Consider the following 16536-nt stretch of genomic DNA (forward strand, 5'->3'; position numbering starts at 1 on the left):
ATCCATCGGGCGTCGACTTTCCGTGATGGAAAGCGTAGGGTTTCCGGCATGGAAAGTCAGTCGAACGATGCGATGCTGGCCGCCGCGGAACGAGGACGGGCGGCTGCGACCAGAGCACTGCGAGCCCCGTGGTGGTACGCCTCGGGCATCGGCGTCCTCACCGCGGCCTTCTCACTGACCTTCGTGTTCGGCACCCCGTTCGTGCGGTCCCTCGCGGTCCTGCCGCTCCTCGGGATCGGAGCGCTCCTGCAAGCCGCGTACCGCCGGTCGACCGGAATGTGGGTCTCCGGCACCCGCAACGGCGTCGCGAGCATCTGGATGTTCGCGTGGGTCGCGCTGGCCATCGGCAGCATGCTCCTCGCCGAACATTTGTGGACCACGCAGGCGCTCGTCTGGCCGGCGATCGCAGCCGCAGCCCTCATCATCTGCACGAGCAACCTCTGCTGGCGCCTGTTCGAGCGCACGCTCGCCCGCAGGTCCCGGCAGGCTACACGGCAGGGCCCAGATGGCGCTTGACCTCGATCCGGTCATCCACGCGCCGAAGCGGCTGGAGATCTGCGCGTACCTGGCCGTCGTCGAGGAAGCGGAGTTCGGCGTGCTCCGGACCGCTCTCGACGTATCCGACTCCGTGCTCAGCAAGCACCTCCGCGTCCTGACCGAGGCGGGCTACGCGACCATGTCGCGGCGCACCTCGCTCGGCCGCGCACGGGCCTGGATCGCCCTGACCCCCGACGGCAGACACGCGTATCGCGACTATGTGGCGGCACTGCGACGACTCCTCGACGGCGACGCCGCGACGGCCCGCTAACGACCGATGGCAGGCACCCGCTCCGCCCAGTGGAACCGCCGCTCCAACTGAGCGGCGATCGCGAACAGCGCAGCCTCTCCCCCTGGCCGCCCGATGAGCTGCACACCGGCCGGAATTCCCTCCGGCCCGACACCCGCCACGTGGTGCACCGGCACCGTGATGGCCGGCAGGCCGGTGACGTTCACGAACGAGGTGTGCGGAGCATCGAGGACCTGCTGCTCGAAGTTCCGTTCGGGCGACTCCAGATCGTACGACCCGATCGGGATCGGCGCACGAGCGAGTGACGGCGTGATCACGGCGTCATAGGCGGCGAACTGGGCGATGACGCTCTGCTCGAACCGCGCGAGCACGGCCAAGGTGTCGAGCAGGGTCTCGGCCGAGAGTGCACGTCCGCGTTCGACGAGGATGCGGGTGATGGGCTCGAGCAGGGCGAGCTGCTCGGGAGTCCTGGCCGGGATGCCGGCGGCAGAGGCCTGCCAGATCGTCCGGAAGGCATCCGGGTAGACCTCAGCGTCGCGCAGGCCGATCTCTTCGATGCCGTGGCCCATCCCGGCGAGCGTTTCGACCGCTCGATCCACCGCGGCCTGAGCGCCGTCGTCGATCCGGATATCGTAGGCCGTGTCCCACGGCGTGCCGTTCAGGACCGCCAGCTGGAACCGCCCCTCGCCGCGGATCGCGTGCCCGAGGAGCGGGCCGTCGTCGACGTCGGGGGCGCGCAGGGTGAAACGGTGGTCGATGCGGCCCCTCCGGCGCTCGATCATGCGATCGAGGAGGAAGGCCGCGTCGGCGACTGTGCGGGCGATGGGGCCGGCGACCGGGAGTCCGGCGAGCTTGTCGATCCCCGATGCGGACGGCACGAGTCCCCGCGACGGCTTGACGCCCACGAGTCCGCACGCAGCCGCCGGGATCCGGATGGAACCGCCGCCGTCCGACGCCGGTGCGAACGGGAGCAGTCGCGCCGCGACCGCTGCGGCCGCGCCGCCACTCGAACCGCCCGATCCGCGGCTGCGGTCCCAGGGGTTGCGCGTCGGCGGGCCGATGAGCGAGGTCGTGTAGCCGTACATCCCGAACTCCGGCGTCGCGGTCTTGCCGAGGCTGACGCCGCCCGCACGGTCCATCACGAGGGCGAGGTCGTCCGATCTCGTCGGGACGTTGTCGCGGAAGAGTTTCGATCCGTACCGGGTCAGAACTCCAGCCCGCGCGACGAGGTCCTTGTCCGCGAACGGCAGGCCCCAGAGCGCAGCCGTGCGTGGAACGAGATCGCCCAGCCCGCTGGCACGCGCTTCCGCCCCCTCCCGATCGATCGCCGTGAACGCCCCGAGCCGCTCATCGTCCGGGACCGCATCGCCGTCCACCCGCTCGATGCGATCGAGATAGTGCCGCACGAGATCCAGTGGCCCGACCTCTCCTCGGTGCAACGCATCCCACTGTTCCAGCGCGCTCAGCTCATGCAGTTCAGGCATGCTCCAACCCTACGGCCGCACAGGTTCACAGAATCCTCTTGACACGATGCGGCTTCGGTGGTTCATTAGTTGAGTAATGAACCACCGCACCACGAACGGAGCACGACCATGATCGAGGACGGACGACCGATCTTCGTGCAGATCGCCGAGCAGATCGAGAACGACATCATCGACGGCGCGCTCCCCGAGGAGGGCCAAGTGCCCTCCACCAACGAATTCGCGGCATTCCACCGCATCAACCCCGCAACCGCGGGAAAAGGGGTCAATCGTCTCGTCGACGACGGCATCCTGTACAAAAAACGAGGAATTGGCATGTTCGTCGCAACCGGCGCCCGCGAGCGCCTCATCAGCACCCGCAGGGACGCGTTCCGCGAGGAATACGTTCGTCCGCTGCTCGTCGAAGCCGCGAAGCTCGGCATCGATGCCTCCCAACTGGCCGACATGATCCACACGGAAGGGGTTCCCCAGTGAACACCGCACACGATGCAGCACACGATGCCGCACCCGATGCCACACACCCCGCGACGGTCTCGAATCGAGCGGACGGAGCAGGCGCCCCCGTCATCGACGTCGCAGGGCTCACCAAGCGCTTCGGCGGCCTCACGGCGGTCGACGACGTCTCCTTCCGCATCCACCCGAACACGATCACGGGCCTCCTCGGTCGCAACGGGGCCGGCAAGACCACCGTGATGCACCTGCTCACGGGTCAGGAGTTCCGCACGAGCGGTGACATCCGCGTCTTCGGCGAGGATCCAATGGAGAACCCGGCGGTCCTCCGCAGGGTGTCCTTCATCAAGGAGAGCCAGAAGTATCCGGACGACTTCACACCGTTGCACGTGTTCCGGAGCGCGCCGTGGTTCTCCGAGCAGTGGGATCAGGACTTCGCCGAACGACTGATCGACGACTTCCGGCTCCCGGTCAAACGCCGCATCAAGAAGCTGTCCAGAGGGCAGCTCTCCTCGATCGGTGTGATCGTCGGCCTCGCGTCCCGCGCACCCCTCACCTTCTTCGACGAGCCGTACCTCGGCCTCGATGCCGTCGCCAGGCAGATCTTCTACGACCGGCTCCTCGAGGACTACGCAGAGCACCCCCGGACCGTCATCCTCTCCACCCACCTCATCGATGAGGTCGCGAACCTCCTCGAACGGGTGATCCTCATCGACCAGGGCCGCATCCTGCTCGACGAGGACGCCGACACCGTGCGAGACTCCGCCACGACCGTCGTCGGCCGCCGCACCACCGTCGACGACTTCGTCACCGGCCGGGAAGTCCTCCACCGCGACGGGATCGGCGGCCTCGCCTCCGTGACCGTCGGCCGCCTCACGGACGCGGAGCGAACCGCCGCCATCAGCGCCGGACTCGAACTCTCCCCGGTGTCCCTCCAACAACTCATCGTGCAGAAGACCCGGTCTTCCGAGCAGGAATTCGAGAACGCATCATGACCACGACCATCGCCTCCCCATCGCCCCACGACCTCATCGGCACACCGTCGATCGGCGGCAACCGGATCTGGAACGTCGTCCGTCTCGGCTGGATCAACCGCTGGACCGTCCTGTGGATCCCTGCGATGATCCTCGCGTTCATCCTGGTGGTGAACATCAGCATCTGGGCGCTCATCGTCGCGAACACGGCACCGGTCGACCGTGCGGACGCGCTTGCGGGCACACAGTTCACGGGTGCGACGACCTACGTCTTCGCGTACCTCATGGTGATCTCGATCCAGGCCATCAACCTCACCTTCCCCTACGCGCTCGGACTCAGCGTGACCCGACGCGAGTTCTCCCTCGGCACGGCGATCTCGCTCGTGCTCCTGTCGGCGCTGTGGGGCGGCATCCTGACCGTCCTGTCCTACGTCGAACAGTGGACGAACGGCTGGTGGCTCGGCGGGCACATGTTCACCGTGGTCTACTTCGGCAACGGGCCGGTGTGGGAGCGCCTGTTCGTCTTCGTCGGGCTGTTCCTCTTCTTCGCCTTCTTCGGCATCGCCTGGGGAACGGTGTACATGCGGTGGCGCGTCTACGGTATGTACGTGATGGGGGGCGTCCTCGCCCTGGCAACGGCCGGCGGCATCGCGCTCCTGACGCTCAACCACGCCTGGGGCGACTTCTGGAACTGGTTCGCAACGGCAGGGCCGGTCGGCGTCGTCGCCTGGATGCTGCTCGTGGCGGCGGTCAGCGCCGTCGCGGGGTACTTCATCCTGCGACGGGCGACCCCGAAGCTCTGACCGATCAGCGCTTGAGCGACTTCTGCAGCAGGACGGTCCCGATCCAGCGGTCGAACTTGAAGCCGACCCGGCCCATCCGGCCCACCTCGGTGAATCCGAACTTCTCGTGCAGGGCGATCGAGGACTCGGCGCCCTTGTCGGCGATCACGGCGAGGATCTCCTTGAGGCCGGCGGCCTTCGATCGCTCGATGAGCTCGCCGAGGAGCGCCGTCCCGAGGCCCTTGCCGGTGGCAGCTGCACCGAGGTAGATCGAGTTCTCGACCGTAAAACGGTAGGCGCGCTTCTGCTTCCACGGCGAGACGAGCGCGTAGCCGAGGATCTGACCGGTCGGCGAGACCGCGACGATGAACGGCATGCCCTGCTTCTGCAGATAGGCGAACTTCGTCTTCCACTCGCGCAGCGTCATCGCGTCCTCGTCGAACGTCACAACACTGTTGGCCACGTAGTGGTTGTAGATCTCCCGGATGTACGGCAGGTCCTCCGCGGTCGCCTCGCGCATCGTGAACGTGAACGGTGTTTCGGGCGCAGGGGTCTTTCGCAGATGCGGTGGCAGCACCCGGCGGTTCTCGTATTCCTCTTCCAGCACGAGGAAAGCCTAAGCGATGCGCCAGTCGATCGGTTCCGCACCGCGTGCTTCCAGCATCGCGTTGGCGCGGCTGAACGGTTTGGACCCGAAGAACCCGCGCGATGCTGACAGCGGGCTGGGGTGCGCCGACTCGATCACCCCGGCGTCGCCGAGCACGGGTGCGAGGGTCGCCGCATCACGCCCCCACAGGATCGCGACGAGCGGCCGATCCCGTGCCGCGAGCACCCGGATGGCGTGTTCGGTGATCCCTTCCCAGCCGATGCGACGGTGCGAGCCGGCTTCACCCGGCCTGACCGTGAGCACCCGGTTGAGGAGCATCACACCGTGCTCGCTCCAGCTGGAGAGGTCGCCGTGCACCGGCGTCTCGATGCCGAGGTCGTCGCGGAGCTCCCGGTGGATGTTCTGCAGGCTGCGCGGGACGGGACGGACGTGTCGCTCTGCCGCGAACGAGAGGCCGATGGGATGCCCGGGTGTCGGGTACGGATCCTGGCCCACGATCAGCACACGCACATCGTCGATGGGCCGTTCGAAGACCCGGAGGACGTTGAGGGTGGCCGGCAGATACGGATGACCGGCGGCGATGTCGGCGTCGAGCACCCGGCCGACGGCATCGATCTGCGCGGCGACGGGTTCGAGGGCTTCGGCCCATCCCGCGTCGATGCGCCCCGCCGCGACGAGGTCCGCGAAGGTGCCGAACGGCTCGTTGTCCGCTGCGACACCCGCAAGCGCCGGATCCGCCTCGCCCGGCTCAGGATCCCAGAGCGGAACCGCGCCGTCGTTGATATCCGCGGCCATGTCGTTACGCGTGCGGCCCGGTCATCGTCACGCCTCGTCCTTCGCGGACGGCCAGGTCGTGAGCGCGGCGGGGACCGGGAGGTCGTGGTCTGCGGCCTGAGCGAAGACCTCGATGTCGATCAGCCGGGCCGCCGGGCCGCCGTCGCGGGTGAGGAACCAGGCGCCGACGAGGCGTTCGCGAGCATCCGGGGACGCGACGACGACGCCGAGCACGGCGAACGGCCCGTAGTTGGGGTCGGCGAAAGTCGCATGGACGACGTCGCCGGACTGCACGGCGGCGAGCGAGGCCTGCAGCGCTGCCCGGTCCGGCACCGCCTCCGTGTCCGTCGGGAAGTCGACGTCCTCACGCGGCTCGAGTGCGACGATGTCGCGCGACGGCTTCCCAGGCGTGCCGAGTTCGAGTCCGGCGACGTAGAGGTTGGACACCTGTCTGGCGAAACCGGTGACCTGGTACGTGCCGTACCCGGCGCTCACGAAGGTGGCGCGGACGACCGAACCGGGAGTGGTGTCCGTCAGCTGGCGGCCGATCTCGGTGGCTTTGCGCCTGGCCGGGATACGGAGTCGTTCGAGGCGTTCCATCAGGCGTGCTCCCCATCGGTGTCGGTGGTGCGGTCGTCGAGGTCGTCGAAGTCCCCGAGGTCGTCGTCGCCCTCGTGTTCTGCGCCGACCGTCCGCACGACGACGCCGTGCTCGGTCGTGAAGACCTGCCACACACTTCCGCCGCCGAGGACGCGCAGCGCGCCCTGGCCGACGACGAGCGCCGTGTCCTCATCGACAGCGAGGCCGCCGTCGACCATCCCGGCCTCCGTGGCGGCGACGAGCCTCGACACCGTGCCCCACTGGGCTGCGTGGGCGTCGACCGCGAGGTCGATGAGCCCGAGGCCGTCCGCGAGGGTGACCTCGTCCAGGCCCTCCGAGGTGCCCTCAGGGCTCACCGGGACGTCGCCGATGCGCCAGCCGCCGACGATCGCGTTGTCGGCCGTGATCATCGCACCGGCGGAGATGCCGAGGTAGGGCAGGCCGGTCGCGACGAGGCGGCGGACCTCGCCCGCGACGGGTGCCAGTGCGCTCGCGTACGCGGACGGCAGGCCGCCGCCAACGACGATGCCGTCGACGTTCGCGAGTGCTGCCTGGTCGACCGTTCCCCCGATGCCGAGGACGATCTGTGCCGCGTCGATGCTGTTGGGGGCGTCTGGTGAGGCTGCTGCGACGCGTGCGATGCTGTCGGCGAGCGCCGCGGCATCGTCCGTCCCGTCCTCGTGGTGCACCACAACGACCGCGATGCGCGGAGCCGTGCGACCGGCGACGACCGCGAGCGCGGCAGCCTCCGCGAGGAAGGCCCGGTAGACGGTCGACTCGGTTTCAGGCAGGCTCGGCCCACCGACAAGGAATACGCTCACCCGTCGACCCTACCGGCCCTGGGCGATCGACTCCGGCGTGATGGTCGGCAGCGTCGACCAGGGGAACGAGATCCAGCGATCGACGCGCTTCCAGACGTAGTCGGGGCGCAGGACGGTGCCCGGCTTCTCGTACAGCGTGACCGTCCGGACCTCTGCGCCGCTCGCCTTCATCAGTTCGAGGACGAGCGCGAGCGTCCGACCGGAGTCTGAGACGTCGTCGACGAGGAGGACCCGGCTCCCCGGCAGACCCGTGATGTCGAGCAGCGGCGGCAGGAGGACGGGTTCGGGCAGGCGGGCGTCGACTCCGGTGTAGAACTCGACGTTCAGCGCGCCGCACGTCTTGACGTCGAGCGCGTAGGCGAGGGCTCCAGCGAGCAGCAGTCCACCGCGCGCGATCGCAACGACCGAATCGGGCTGGAATCCACTTGCGACGATCGCTGTCCCGAGCTCCCGGGACGCGTCACCGAATCCGGCCCACGTGAGGACCTCGCGCTCGGGGGCCGATGCCGGCAATGCGCTCGTGAGCGGTTCCTGCACAGCTTCTGCGGGCGCTGCACCCTCGTTCGTTGTCGACATGCTCCAACGCTATCCTGCGCGTGTCGGCTCCCTGTACCATCCGTGCATGACGAAGGCGACTGGCCCCGAAGCTCCGACGGATCGCATGGCACTCTTCCGCGGCTCTGCCGCGGGCATCACGTTCGGGCTCATCGGATGGCTCTTCCTGGTGGAGATCACGAGCGGTGTGCTGCAGGGCTACTACGTCCCGCTCATCCCCGACCTCGTCAAGCACCTCGGGATCCACGATGCGGACTTCAACTGGTTCGAGGCAGCCCAGCTGCTGCTCTCCGCACTCGTGGTGCCTGTCCTCGCGAAGGTCGGCGACATGTTCGGCCACAAGCGTGTGCTCCTCATCGCGACCGTGCTGACCGCCGGCGCCAGTTGGTGGCTCGTCTTCGCCGACAATTTCTGGACGTTCCTCGCTGCATGGGCGCTGCAGGGCTTCTACGTCGTGTGGCTGCCGCTGGAGATCGCGCTCATCTTCGAGCGCGGCCGACGAACGAACACCGGCGCCTCGCAGACCAGGCGCGCGGCCGGTCTGCTCGTCGTGGCGCTGGAGGCCGGCGCGATCATCGGCGCCCTGTCCGGCGGCCGCATCTTCGAGGCCCTCGGCGGCAACGTCCAGGTGACGCTGATGCTGCCGGCCGTCGCCGTCTCGCTCGTGTTCTTCGCGATCCTGTTCGGCGTGCCGGAGTCGGAGCCGCTCCCCGGCCGGAAACTCGACCTCGGCGGGTTCGTCCTGCTCTCGCTCGCCCTCCTGCTCATCACCTCAGGACTCACGTTCCTGCGGCTCAACGGACCGGAGACCTGGTGGGTGTGGGCGATCATCGTGCTCGGGGTCGTTATGTTCGTTCCGTTCGGCCGGTACGAGTTGCGACAGGAAGACCCGGCGATCGACCTCCGCGTCCTGCGCCAGCCGAACATGTGGCCGGTGCAGCTCACGGCCGGCCTCATCGGCATCAGCCTCCTGGGGGCCCAGGCGCCGCTCAGCACCTACGCGGGGACGCCGCGGGAGAACGGCTACGGGCTGGGGCTCGATGCCGGTGACATCTCGACGCTCATCGGCGTGTATCTCATCTCGATGATCATCGGCGCGCTCCTGTTCCCGCTGGTGTCGAAGTGGCGCACGCCGCGCTTCGCCCTCATCGTCGCTGCGTTCCTCGTCGCGGCCGGGTATCTGCTCTTCCTGCCGTTCCATCTGGAGACGTGGCAGGTGTTTATGAACATGTGCATCGCGGGCATCGGCTCTGGTGCACTCGTCGGAGCGATGCCGGCCGCCGCTGCTGCGGCAGCACCTCGCGGGCAGACGGGTGTCGCATCGGCACTCACCAACACGACGAAGACGATCGGCGGCTCGTTCGCGTCCGCGGTCTTCGGAGTCGTGCTGTTCGCCGGCGCCTCAGCCGCGGTGACCGCTTCGGCGTCGAGCCTCAGCGGCTACCTCATCGTCTGGGCGGTCTGCGGCGGTGGTGCACTCGTCGCGGCCGTCCTGCTCTTCTTCGTCCCGAAGCTGGCCTTCGCGGACGCCGATCCCGTCCCGGACCCGCTCCCCGCGCCCTCCCCCACGTCCTCCCCCACCCCCTGACCTCTTCCGCAATTCAGGAAGATTTGCAGAATTCAGGACAGGAAGACGCTTACCCAACACCGTGAAGCGCTTACCGAGGCGAATGTTCCTGAATTCTGCGAAGAGTCCGAACGGAGCAGGGAGCGGGCGGGGACGATTGGCGGGGACGACGGAAGCTCAGGACTTGAAGGAGAGCGGACCCTTGGCGAGCTTGTAGGGGGCCGCCTGCGCGACCGGCTTGATCGTGATGTGGTCGAGGTTGACGTGACCGGGCAGCTCGACGGCGTGCACGATGGCCTCGGCTACGTCCTCTGCGACGAGCGGCTCCGGCACCTCCCGGTACACCGCATCGGCTCTGGACTTGTCGCCGCCGAAGCGCACGAGCGAGAACTCCTCCGTCGCGACCATGCCAGGAGCCACCTCGATGACCCGGATCGGCTCACCGTTCAACTCGAGTCTCAGCACCTCGAACAGCGCCCGCTCGGCGAACTTCGCCGCGTTGTAACCGCCGCCGCCCTCGTAGGCGACGTGGCCGGCGATCGATGTGATGCCGACGATCGACGCCGTTCCGACGCCCTGCTCGGCAGCTCCCCGGCGCAACTGCGGCAGCAGCGCGCTGAGCACACGCTTCGTGCCGAGCACGTTGATGTCGAACATCCGTCGCCAGTCCTCGACGTCGCCGTCCTCCACGGACGCGAGCCCGAACGCGCCGCCGGCGTTGTTGATGAGCGCCGTCGCGCCGCCCAGCTCCGCCACGTGCGCTGCGAGCGCATCGACATCGGCCTGCACCGTCAGATCCGCGACCACCGCGACCCCGCCGATCTCCGCGACGAGCGCATCGAGGCGGTCGGCACGGCGCGCGACCGCGACGACGTCCCATCCGCGGGCGGCGAACGAACGCGCCGTCGCCTCACCGATCCCAGAACTCGCACCGGTCACCACAACACGTCTCGTCGTCATGTTCCAAGCGTACCCACGGAGCGTTCACAGCACTCCCGCAGGCGCCTGGGCCCCGCAGGATCCGCGTGTTTTCGCGGGTGCCCGCCCCCAGGCGATTACGCCGTGTTTCCGGACTCCTTGCCGATGCCATCCACACGGGTACCCTGGCTTCACGACGTTCACAGGCGGTGCACCGAAGCATCGCACCGCGGGCGTCGGCGCAGGACCACCACACCCTCCACCGTGCGTGTTCCGACGAGCACGGCACAACACACGCACGACCACAGACAACGACCCACCGCTACCCGATCGACAAGGGGACACCATGACCGAAGCATCCGCCGACTGGCGTTTCGAAACCAAGCAGATCCACTCCGGCGCACAGCCGGACCCGGTGACGAACGCCCGCGCAACGCCGATCTACCAGACCACGAGCTACGTCTTCAACAACGCGGACCACGCGAAGAACCTCTTCGCCCTCGCCGAGTTCGGCAACATCTACACGCGCATCCAGAACCCGACCCAGGCGGTCGTCGAGGAGCGCGTCGCAGCCCTCGAAGGCGGCACCGGCGCCCTCCTGCTCGCTTCCGGCCAGGCCGCTGAGACCTCCGCGGTCCTCAACATCGCGCAGGCCGGCGACCACATCGTCTCCTCATCGTCGATCTACGGCGGCACGTACAACCTCTTCAAGTACACGCTCGCGAAGCTCGGCATCGAGACCACCTTCGTCGAGAACCAGGACGACGCAGAAGAGTGGCGCCGCGCGGTCCGCCCGAACACGAAGCTGTTCTTCGCCGAGACCATCGGCAACCCGAAGATCAACGTCCTCGACATCCGCCTCGTCGCGGACGTCGCCCACGAGGCCGGCGTCCCGCTCATCGTCGACAACACGATCGCGACCCCGTACCTCATCCGTCCGTTCGAGCACGGCGCCGACATCATCGTCCACTCGGCCACGAAGTTCCTCGGCGGTCACGGCACGGTCATCGGCGGTGTCATCGTCGACGGCGGCACGTTCTCCTGGACGGGCAACGCCGAGCGCTTCCCAGGCCTCACGACGCCCGACCCCTCCTACCACGGCGCGGTCTACACGGACGCGGTCGGCGACGGCCTCGCTTACATCATCAAGGCGCGTGTGCAGTTGCTCCGCGACCTCGGCGCCGCGATCGCTCCGGCGAGCGCCTGGCAGCTGATCCAGGGCATCGAGACCCTCAGCCTCCGCATCGAGCGTCACGTGCAGAACGCGCAGGACGTCGCAGAGTGGCTCGACGCGCACCCCGACATCGCGAGCGTCAACTACTCCGGCCTGCCGTCGAGCCCATGGTACGAGGCGGCCAACCGCTACGCACCGAAGGGCGTCGGGGCGGTCCTGTCATTCGAGCTCAAGGGCGGCGTCGACGCCGGCCGTGCGTTCGTGAACTCGCTCGACCTGTTCTCGCACCTCGCGAACATCGGCGACGTCCGTTCGCTCGTCATCCACCCCGCCTCGACGACGCACTCGCAGCTGACGCCTGAGCAGCAGCTGACGGCTGGCGTCACGCCCGGCCTCGTGCGACTCTCGGTCGGCCTCGAGAACATCGAGGACATCAAGGCGGACCTCACGGCCGGCCTCGCCGCTGCGAAGCTCGTCGCGGACGCCGCCCGCGTCTGATCGGACTGCAACACAGCACGACCACAGCACCACCACTTCGGACCCCGCCGACGCCCAGCGCGTCAGGCGGGGTCCGTCGTCTGCGCCCGCGTCGTAACACAGTCAATGCCGATGCCACGGGTGCACGAGAATGGTGGTCTATGGACTGGCAGACACCCGAAGACAGCGTCCCGTCCCGTTTCGTGACCGAAGCGGAGGTGGGAGCGCTCCTCGCCAACCCGCCGTCGAGCGGCGCATGGCGCGACGGCGACCGTCCGGGCGACCGCCTGTTCGCGGCCATCGGCGAACTACAGTTCGAGCACGGCGGCCTCGTCCCGCACGCCCGTGTGGCCTACGAGACCTGGGGCACCCTGTCGGAGAACGGCGACAACGCCCTCCTGCTCCTGCACGCGCTCACGGGCGACAGTCACGTCCTCGGCGCGGCGGGCAACGGCCACGCGACGGCCGGCTGGTGGCCCGGCATCGTCGGACCTGGGCTCGCGATCGACACGGACAAGTGGTTCGTCGTCGCACCGAACATGATCGGCGGCTGCCAGGGCAGCACCGGACCATCGTCCTTCGCCCCGAACGGGGTCGAGTGGGGTTCGCGCTTCCCCTACACCTCCGTCCGCGACCAGGTCGAGGCGCAGCACCGTCTCGGACACCACCTGGGCATCGACCGTTGGGCTGCCGTGGTCGGCGGGTCGATGGGCGGCATGCACGCGCTCGAATGGGCCGTCACCTACCCCGATGAGGTGGAACGGCTCGCCGTCATCGCGGCTCCCCCGATCACCACGGCCGACCAGATCTCGCTCAACTTCGTGCAGCTCGAGGCCATCCGCACGGACCCGCACTTCGAGGGAGGCGACTACTACGACGCACCGGACGGCGACGGGCCGCACCGCGGACTGGCACTCGCACGTCGGATGGCGCTGCTCAACTACCGCAGCCCGGGCGAACTCAATGCTCGCTTCGAACGCAGCTGGCAGTCGAGCGTCAGCCCGCTCGGGAAGGGCGGCCGGTTCGCGGTGGAGTCGTACCTCGACTTCCACGGCAACAAGTTCACGCGCCGTTTCGACGCCGGCAGCTACATCGTGCTCGTCGAGGCGATGAATTCGCACGACGTCGGCCGCGATCGAGGCGGCATCGGCGCTGCGCTCCGGAGGTACGCGGGGCCGGCGCTCGTCCTCGGCATCGACAGCGACCGGCTGTTCCCGGTGTCCGGTCAGGAGGAGATCGCGATGCACCTCTCCGGCAACCTCGACGGCACGCTTCCGGCGGTCATCTCCTCCGATTTCGGGCACGACGGCTTCCTGATCGAGAACGCTCTCGTCGGACCGCATCTGCGACGACTGCTCGACGCCTGACCGCTGACCGAGATCCGCGCCAGGACAGGACGATCCGACCACTGATCAACAGTTGTCGCAGAAAATACCCCGCCACGGGTGCCACCCGATAAGGTGACTCCAGAGGTGCATCTCCATGGAACGCGTGGCGAGGATTCAGCGGCGATTGCTGCTGCGGACGACGCGGTTGTTCGGTCTCGCAGGGTGCGTGACCGCAGCCGTGATACTCAGCGTGCCCGGAGTGGTGACGCCGACGACGTACATCGTCCTCCTCGCGCTCATCGCAGCGCTCGCTCTCGCGCACATCGCGGCCGAGCGGTACACCAATCTCATCTGGATCGGCGTCCTGTTCGTCATCGGCCTCACGATCCTCGTGGTCATCGGCGGGTCGTCGGAGGTCGGACGGAACACCGACAACGTCGCCGCCGTCAGCGCCGCCGGGATCATCGCGGCCTTCGGGATGGGGTCGATCACCGCGAGGCTCGTCACCCCTCGTCCGGCGTGGCCGCTGCTGCTCGGCCTCTTCGCCGTGACCATCGTCACCGTCTCCCTCGTCACCGTCCAGACGGGCGGGTCGTTGTCCGCCGTCGGGCTGACCTTCGTGATGTGGATCACGATCGGGGCGTTCGCCCTGTGGCTCGCTTCGAGTATCCCGCGCCTCATCCGCCGCGTCGACACGATCGGCAACGCCTTCAACACGGAACGGGTCGCGAGTCAGGCAGAAGCCCAGCGCAGACAGGACGCCAGGCTGCTCCACGACACGGCGCTCGCAACCCTGACCCTGCTCGCGCACTCCGGCAAGGGCGTCGACGAGGAGGCCCTCCGATCGCAGGCGCGGGATGACGCACACCTGCTCCGCAGCCTCCGGCTCGGCGAGGAGCTCACCCCCGTCTCCTCCGGCACGTACATCCTGCAGCGCGGCCCGGAGATGTCGCTCGACGACGGCATCAGCACCGTCACGGAACGATTCCTCGCACGCGGACTCTCCGTCAACGTGTACGGAGGCGGCCGGGTCGAACTGGAGCAGCCCGTTCGCGAAGCGTTCCTCCTCGCCCTCAGCGAATGCCTGGAGAACGTCAGGCGCCATGCCGGCGTCGACACGGCGGACGTCACCGTCTCGAGCGACGAGTCGACCGTCAGACTCCTCGTGACCGACACCGGCGACGGCTTCGACCCGCGCACCGTCGCTCCAGGGCGGCTGGGCATCGCTGAATCGGTCATCGCCCGCATCGAGGACGTCGGCGGGCGTGCACGCGTGTTCGCCGCGCCAGGGGCCGGCACGACCGTCATCCTGGAGGTGCCGCAGTCGTGACCTCCGAGACGATGCCTGACCCGACCAGTCCAACGAAGCGATACCGTCACCGGCGCGCCCTCGACCGGCAGCGGTCGACGCTCGGCACGAGTCAGCTCGGCGTCGGACTGTCGGTGTCCGGGCTCGTCCTCGTGCTGTACGCGCTGGTCCGGTTCGTCCTGTACCTGCCGTACCACCCCGATCCGATGCTCGCCCTCCTGGCGTGGGTGATCCTCATCTTCGCGATCGGCTCGACGCTGCTGCTCGTGCGCCGCGACGGCTTCCACCTCTCGGACCGGGTGTTCACGGTGCTGCTCGTGGAACTCGGCGTCGTCGTCGTCCTCGACCTCGTCGCGGTGTGGGGGCAGAACGTCATCGGCCTGTATCCGACGGCTGCGGCAGCGGTCGGCGGTGTGCTGCTCGCCGCCGTCACCCTGCGCCCCGTCCGCGACATCGTCGTCGCGAGCGTCACCCTCGGCATCCTCCTCGTCCTCGCGCTCCTCACCGAGGCACGCGCATCGAGCGTGACCCTCGGCATCGAGATCCTCGTCGGCGCCATCACGATCGCGCCCCCGCTCATCGCCTCGGCCATCGTCTCGCAGTACCGGCGGATCGTCCGCAGGGAACTCGACCGGGTGATGGTCGCGAGCACGGTTGCGAGCGCGAGGGACGCCCTCGGCTTCTTCGACTCCGAAGAGCTCGTGACACTCGACCTCGAGGCCGAGGAGTTGTTCGACGGCGTCGCGGACGGCTCCGTCGCCCTCCCGCTCAGCCCGGAGCTCGCCGCGCGCGCATCGCGCCTCGCCACCGAACTCCGCCGGCATCTGACGCGTGGTGGCCGCGAGACCTGGCTCGAGCACGCGTTCACCGAATCGACGGTCCTCGCGGACGGCGCACGCCTCCGCGACCCAGAACGACTCGCGACGTATCTCTCAACAGATCAGCGGGATGGCCTGCTCTCTGCAGTATGGTTGCTCCTCGGGGAGACCGACGCGCAGGGGGCAACCGCTGTCCTGACGCTCGGACCGCTCGACCGCACGGAACACCAGGGTCGACCCGGCCCGCTCACGATCCCGATCGCACTCGAAGCGACCGGCATCCAGCGCGCCAAGGTGGAACCAGCCGTGTGGGAGGCGCTCAGCCGCGTCGGCAGCTATGCGGACACGTACCAGAAATCTCGCATCAGGATCGAGATCGACAGCTTCGTCGACAATCCTGCCGCGAGTCAGCGGAAAGGGGAACGTCAATGACGTCACAGCACACACGGATCCGGATCGGCATCGTCGATGACCACCGGATGCTGCTCGGCGCGCTCACGGAGTGGATCCGGAGCGTCGCGGAGGACATCGAAGTCGTTGTGGTCACACCGTCCTGGCCCGAGCTGCTCACGCATCCGGAGTTCCCGGTCGACGTCCTGCTGCTCGACGTCGACCTGAAGGACAACGTCCCGGTCGCGGTCAAGCTCGCGACGCTCAAGACGACCGGTGTCACGACCGTGCTCATGAGCACGTACAGCGATCCGGCCGTTGTGCGGGAGGCGCTGGCCGCTGGTGCGCTCGGTTACCTCGCGAAGAGCGAGGACGCCGAGACCATCGTGCACGCCCTCCGTGCTGCGTCGCGCGGCGAGTCGTACATCTCCCCGGAGCTGGACCTCGCGCTCGCGAGCGGCGCCACGGGTTCAGGGCCTCGTCTGAGCGCGCAGGAGCGACGTGTGATGGCGCTCTACGCCGCGGGCGAGCCGGTGAAGATGGTGGCTGAGAACCTCGGCATCTCCGACGAGACCGCGAAGAGCTACCTCAAGCGCATCCGCGAGAAGTACCGGAACGCCGGCATCGACGTCGGGACGAAGGTCGCGCTGCGCAAGCGCGCCATCGTCGACGGCATCATCGTCGACTAGTCTCGTCCGGTCGCGACCGGTCCCGTTCGGTCCCG

General features: G+C 68.3%; 18 protein-coding genes. 11 read left to right on the forward strand and 7 right to left on the reverse strand.

Annotated features, from left to right (window positions below; translation table 11 throughout):
- Nucleotides 1-48: 48 nt before the first annotated feature.
- Both ACL9RL_RS08965 and ACL9RL_RS08970 read left to right on the forward strand, forming a co-directional pair.
- Complete coding sequence (locus tag ACL9RL_RS08965; RefSeq protein WP_422779896.1) at nt 49-516, forward strand: hypothetical protein; 468 nt, start codon at nt 49-51, stop codon at nt 514-516.
- Nucleotides 506-808: a transcriptional regulator gene (locus ACL9RL_RS08970; protein WP_422779897.1), complete on the forward strand. Its 303-nt coding sequence runs from the start codon at nt 506-508 to the stop codon at nt 806-808. The genes ACL9RL_RS08965 and ACL9RL_RS08970 overlap by 11 nt, the downstream gene beginning before the upstream one ends.
- On the opposite strand, the gene ACL9RL_RS08975 is transcribed toward ACL9RL_RS08970, so the two are convergent.
- Nucleotides 805-2271, reverse strand: a complete 1467-nt coding sequence (locus ACL9RL_RS08975) for an amidase (protein WP_422779898.1) — start codon at nt 2269-2271, stop codon at nt 805-807. The genes ACL9RL_RS08970 and ACL9RL_RS08975 overlap by 4 nt on opposite strands.
- Before the next feature lie 108 nt (nt 2272-2379).
- Here ACL9RL_RS08975 and ACL9RL_RS08980 point away from each other — a divergent pair, with 108 nt between their 5' ends.
- The 3 genes from ACL9RL_RS08980 to ACL9RL_RS08990 all read left to right on the forward strand — a co-directional run bounded on the left by ACL9RL_RS08980 (nt 2380) and on the right by ACL9RL_RS08990 (nt 4495).
- The gene (locus tag ACL9RL_RS08980) at nt 2380-2742 is read left to right on the forward strand and encodes a GntR family transcriptional regulator (protein WP_422779899.1); all 363 of its coding nucleotides are present in this window, start codon (nt 2380-2382) and stop codon (nt 2740-2742) included.
- A 92-nt stretch (nt 2743-2834) separates the two neighbouring features.
- Entirely contained in the window at nt 2835-3713 is an 879-nt protein-coding gene (locus tag ACL9RL_RS08985; protein ID WP_422780137.1) for an ABC transporter ATP-binding protein, read from the forward strand.
- Nucleotides 3710-4495 carry a hypothetical protein gene (locus tag ACL9RL_RS08990; protein WP_422779900.1) on the forward strand — a complete coding sequence of 262 codons (786 nt, stop codon included), beginning with the start codon at nt 3710-3712 and terminating at the stop codon, nt 4493-4495. Before ACL9RL_RS08985 ends, ACL9RL_RS08990 begins: the two co-directional genes overlap by 4 nt.
- Nucleotides 4496-4499: 4 nt before the next feature.
- Here ACL9RL_RS08990 and ACL9RL_RS08995 read toward each other — a convergent pair whose 3' ends face one another.
- Genes ACL9RL_RS08995 through ACL9RL_RS09015 form a run of 5 tightly spaced genes read right to left on the reverse strand, consistent with a single transcriptional unit; the run spans nt 4500 to nt 7852 of the window.
- The gene (locus tag ACL9RL_RS08995; RefSeq protein ID WP_422779901.1) at nt 4500-5081 is read right to left on the reverse strand and encodes a GNAT family N-acetyltransferase; all 582 of its coding nucleotides are present in this window, start codon (nt 5079-5081) and stop codon (nt 4500-4502) included.
- 9 nt (nt 5082-5090) lie between these two features.
- On the reverse strand, nt 5091-5876 hold the full coding sequence (locus tag ACL9RL_RS09000) for a uracil-DNA glycosylase (protein ID WP_422779902.1): 786 nt from the start codon (nt 5874-5876) through the stop codon (nt 5091-5093).
- A 27-nt stretch (nt 5877-5903) separates the two neighbouring features.
- A complete protein-coding gene (locus ACL9RL_RS09005; protein WP_422779903.1) occupies nt 5904-6455 on the reverse strand; it encodes a hypothetical protein in 552 nt (183 codons plus the stop codon).
- Complete coding sequence (locus ACL9RL_RS09010) at nt 6455-7276, reverse strand: Type 1 glutamine amidotransferase-like domain-containing protein (RefSeq protein WP_422779904.1); 822 nt, start codon at nt 7274-7276, stop codon at nt 6455-6457. The genes ACL9RL_RS09005 and ACL9RL_RS09010 overlap by 1 nt, the downstream gene beginning before the upstream one ends.
- A 9-nt stretch (nt 7277-7285) precedes the next feature.
- Complete coding sequence (locus tag ACL9RL_RS09015) at nt 7286-7852, reverse strand: phosphoribosyltransferase (protein WP_422779905.1); 567 nt, start codon at nt 7850-7852, stop codon at nt 7286-7288.
- Between the two features lie 85 nt (nt 7853-7937).
- Here ACL9RL_RS09015 and ACL9RL_RS09020 point away from each other — a divergent pair, with 85 nt between their 5' ends.
- The gene (locus ACL9RL_RS09020) at nt 7938-9419 is read left to right on the forward strand and encodes an MFS transporter (RefSeq protein ID WP_422780138.1); all 1482 of its coding nucleotides are present in this window, start codon (nt 7938-7940) and stop codon (nt 9417-9419) included.
- Nucleotides 9420-9575: 156 nt separating this feature from the next.
- On the opposite strand, the gene ACL9RL_RS09025 is transcribed toward ACL9RL_RS09020, so the two are convergent.
- On the reverse strand, nt 9576-10358 hold the full coding sequence (locus tag ACL9RL_RS09025; RefSeq protein WP_422779906.1) for an SDR family oxidoreductase: 783 nt from the start codon (nt 10356-10358) through the stop codon (nt 9576-9578).
- A 304-nt stretch (nt 10359-10662) separates the two neighbouring features.
- Here ACL9RL_RS09025 and ACL9RL_RS09030 point away from each other — a divergent pair, with 304 nt between their 5' ends.
- From ACL9RL_RS09030 to ACL9RL_RS09050, 5 genes are all read left to right on the forward strand, one after another.
- The gene (locus tag ACL9RL_RS09030; protein WP_422779907.1) at nt 10663-11988 is read left to right on the forward strand and encodes a bifunctional o-acetylhomoserine/o-acetylserine sulfhydrylase; all 1326 of its coding nucleotides are present in this window, start codon (nt 10663-10665) and stop codon (nt 11986-11988) included.
- A 140-nt stretch (nt 11989-12128) separates the two neighbouring features.
- Entirely contained in the window at nt 12129-13334 is a 1206-nt protein-coding gene (gene metX, locus ACL9RL_RS09035) for a homoserine O-acetyltransferase MetX (RefSeq protein ID WP_422779908.1), read from the forward strand.
- A 115-nt stretch (nt 13335-13449) separates the two neighbouring features.
- Nucleotides 13450-14625: a sensor histidine kinase gene (locus ACL9RL_RS09040; RefSeq protein ID WP_422779909.1), complete on the forward strand. Its 1176-nt coding sequence runs from the start codon at nt 13450-13452 to the stop codon at nt 14623-14625.
- Entirely contained in the window at nt 14622-15854 is a 1233-nt protein-coding gene (locus tag ACL9RL_RS09045) for a hypothetical protein (protein ID WP_422779910.1), read from the forward strand. The genes ACL9RL_RS09040 and ACL9RL_RS09045 overlap by 4 nt, the downstream gene beginning before the upstream one ends.
- Complete coding sequence (locus ACL9RL_RS09050; RefSeq protein WP_422779911.1) at nt 15851-16501, forward strand: response regulator; 651 nt, start codon at nt 15851-15853, stop codon at nt 16499-16501. Before ACL9RL_RS09045 ends, ACL9RL_RS09050 begins: the two co-directional genes overlap by 4 nt.
- Nucleotides 16502-16536: the final 35 nt, after the last annotated feature.

This window comes from Plantibacter sp. Mn2098 (assembly GCF_049319745.1).
GTDB lineage: Bacteria > Actinomycetota > Actinomycetes > Actinomycetales > Microbacteriaceae > Plantibacter.

Bases quoted from the DNA above. Each gene is read 5' to 3' on its own strand.
- ACL9RL_RS09040 (WP_422779909.1), top strand. From the start codon at position 13,450: ATGGAACGCGTGGCGAGGATTCAGCGGCGATTGCTGCTGCGGACGACG.
- metX (WP_422779908.1), top strand. From the start codon at position 12,129: ATGGACTGGCAGACACCCGAAGACAGCGTCCCGTCCCGTTTCGTGACC.
- ACL9RL_RS09020 (WP_422780138.1), top strand. From the start codon at position 7,938: ATGGCACTCTTCCGCGGCTCTGCCGCGGGCATCACGTTCGGGCTCATC.
- ACL9RL_RS09015 (WP_422779905.1), bottom strand. From the start codon at position 7,852: ATGTCGACAACGAACGAGGGTGCAGCGCCCGCAGAAGCTGTGCAGGAA.
- ACL9RL_RS09005 (WP_422779903.1), bottom strand. From the start codon at position 6,455: ATGGAACGCCTCGAACGACTCCGTATCCCGGCCAGGCGCAAAGCCACC.
- ACL9RL_RS08970 (WP_422779897.1), top strand. From the start codon at position 506: ATGGCGCTTGACCTCGATCCGGTCATCCACGCGCCGAAGCGGCTGGAG.
- ACL9RL_RS08965 (WP_422779896.1), top strand. From the start codon at position 49: ATGGAAAGTCAGTCGAACGATGCGATGCTGGCCGCCGCGGAACGAGGA.
- ACL9RL_RS08990 (WP_422779900.1), top strand. From the start codon at position 3,710: ATGACCACGACCATCGCCTCCCCATCGCCCCACGACCTCATCGGCACA.
- ACL9RL_RS08975 (WP_422779898.1), bottom strand. From the start codon at position 2,271: ATGCCTGAACTGCATGAGCTGAGCGCGCTGGAACAGTGGGATGCGTTG.
- ACL9RL_RS09050 (WP_422779911.1), top strand. From the start codon at position 15,851: ATGACGTCACAGCACACACGGATCCGGATCGGCATCGTCGATGACCAC.
- ACL9RL_RS09025 (WP_422779906.1), bottom strand. From the start codon at position 10,358: ATGACGACGAGACGTGTTGTGGTGACCGGTGCGAGTTCTGGGATCGGT.
- ACL9RL_RS08980 (WP_422779899.1), top strand. From the start codon at position 2,380: ATGATCGAGGACGGACGACCGATCTTCGTGCAGATCGCCGAGCAGATC.
- ACL9RL_RS09030 (WP_422779907.1), top strand. From the start codon at position 10,663: ATGACCGAAGCATCCGCCGACTGGCGTTTCGAAACCAAGCAGATCCAC.
- ACL9RL_RS09000 (WP_422779902.1), bottom strand. From the start codon at position 5,876: ATGGCCGCGGATATCAACGACGGCGCGGTTCCGCTCTGGGATCCTGAG.